This is a genomic window from Actinomycetota bacterium (genome assembly GCA_019347675.1).
Classification (GTDB): domain Bacteria; phylum Actinomycetota; class Nitriliruptoria; order Nitriliruptorales; family JAHWKO01; genus JAHWKW01.
Genome location: JAHWKW010000072.1, coordinates 1 through 2,070, shown reverse-complemented (window position 1 = coordinate 2,070; position 2,070 = coordinate 1). Strand labels below are relative to the sequence as shown.

The 2,070-nt window shown below is 68.8% G+C and carries 1 protein-coding gene; it reads right to left on the bottom strand.

What is annotated here, in order from left to right; genetic code table 11:
• Positions 1-513: 513 nt before the first annotated feature.
• Complete coding sequence (locus KY462_16975) at positions 514-1,611, bottom strand: IS256 family transposase (protein ID MBW3579392.1); 1,098 nt, start codon at positions 1,609-1,611, stop codon at positions 514-516.
• Positions 1,612-2,070 lie beyond the last annotated feature (459 nt).

The window sequence follows — 2,070 nt, the reverse complement described above, 5'->3', positions numbered from 1 at the left end:
GCACGGATACACCAGATCCCCGGCGCCGGGCACGCCGCCCCCCTGAGCCATCCCGAGGCGCTCGCTCAAGCACTCACCGGGTTCTTCTCGCCAGCGCAGCAGCCGGCCTGACCCCTCGATCGACACCAGCACCCAGCAGCGCCGAACGCGCCCACCGGAACTGGGACAACCACGACGCAGGCAAGCGGCCAGTCAGCTGAGATGCGCGATGGCGACTGGTGCCGCCTCCGGCATCCGCCCCCGTCGAGGTAGACGCCGCCCCCGACGGCGGCGGATGCTGTCCGGAGGCGTCGTCGCAGATGGCCGCTATGGGCAGCAGGCGACGCCGCATGCCGCCGCTCAGAGACGACAAGCTGCAACCGGAGGCACCGGCGAAAGCGCTGCTTCTCGCGCAAACGAGCGCTGACCGACGCTCCTCCTCCTCGTCCAATGCGGTAGTGACGCCGCCAACACCGGTCGCGTCCCTGAGCTGCTGTAACTTCGCCGTGGCTCGGGTTCCCGGTGGCGGTCAGTCTATGCGGCGCTCACCTCCTCGGGGACTGTCTGTTCGTTGCCCTCGTATCGCATGCGCTTGATGGCGTGGCGTTCGAGCTGGGTGAACTTGATGCCGTTGGTGGCGTGGGTGATGTAGAGGTCGAGTACGGCCCAGACGAGCGTGAGGCAGCTGGTCTCGCCGGGGAAGCGCCCGATCACCTTGGTGCGTCGCTTGACCTCGCCGAGCGAGCGCTCGAGCAGGTTCGTGCTGCGCCAGCGCCGGCGGTGTCTGATCGGGTAGCGCAGGTGGACGACGAGCGCGTCGAGGTCGTCGCGAAGGCACCTCGCCGCAGCGGTGTAACCGGCGCGCTCGAGCTGGTCGACGAGTGCCTCGACCCGTTGCTTTGCGTCGCGCTCGTCTGTGGCCTCGTCGAGCGCCTGCCAGTAGGCGCCGCGGACGCGCTCGCGCTCCCGCTCGGGCAGCTTGGCGAGCAGGTTGCGCAGGCGGTGAACGGCGCAGTGCTGGCGATCTGAGGCCGGCCAGCACCCCTCGACGGCCTTGATCAGCCCGGGGGCCCCGTCGGCGACAATCAGCATCGGAGCGCCCAGGCCGCGGGCGATCAAGTCGCGCCCGAGCGCGAGCCAGTCCTCGTGCGATTCGCGCATCCCGAGCATCACCGAGAGCAGCACCCGCTCGCCCTCTTCGGTGAACCCCCAGGCGACCAGCACGCCCTCCTTCGGCCCGTCGCGGCGGACCGAGAGAAAGACCGCGTCGAGGAACAGCGCAGCAAGCTGGATGTCGTAGAGATCGCGGCGTTTGAACGCGTCGAAGCGGTCGCGCAGCTCCTGGCAGATGCGCGATGCCGTCGACTTCGACAGCTTCCCCAGCCCCGCTTGGTCGCACAGCGACTCGACGTCGCGCATCGACAGTCCGCGCACGAACGCGCCGATCACCATCGCCTTCAGCGGCTCGGTACGCAGCAGCTTCGTCCCGCGCGGGAACAGCTTCGAGACGAACGGCTCGGCGGCCGCCCGAATCTGGGGGATCTCCACTGAGAGCTCGCCCTCCCCGCTCTGCACGCGCCGCGCGCGGAACCCCATTGCGCAGCCCCGGCGGCGCCTCCGGCCGACGCTCATAGCGCGCCCGGCCAAGCCAGGCGTCGAACTCCTCCTCGACGGCGCGCTGGATGATCAACCGGGCGCCGAGCTTCGCGAGCTCAGACAGCGACTCGCGCGGGTTCTCACCCACCCCCACAGCAAGCAACTGATCGATCCTCTCCTCAATCTCCGCCGACGGCGGTACGGTACGTCTCACGGCGTAGGTCCTCCTTCATCGTCTTGTCAGGACTTGAGGGAACCTACGCCGTGCCCTTGACGGGTCCGGCTATTTACAGCAGTTGGGGGACGCGACCAGTCGGCCACGGGCTCGGCGCGACACCCGGATCCACGCGAAAGCGCTAGCGTGCGTGTTGTCGGAGCCGCAAAAGGGGGCCGGTGTGGTGATCCGCGCGGCACAATTCGGCCAACCGTGATCATGGGACGCGTCGGGCACTACGAGGACGACATCGATCGAATGCTCGAGCGGACGGAGGGACC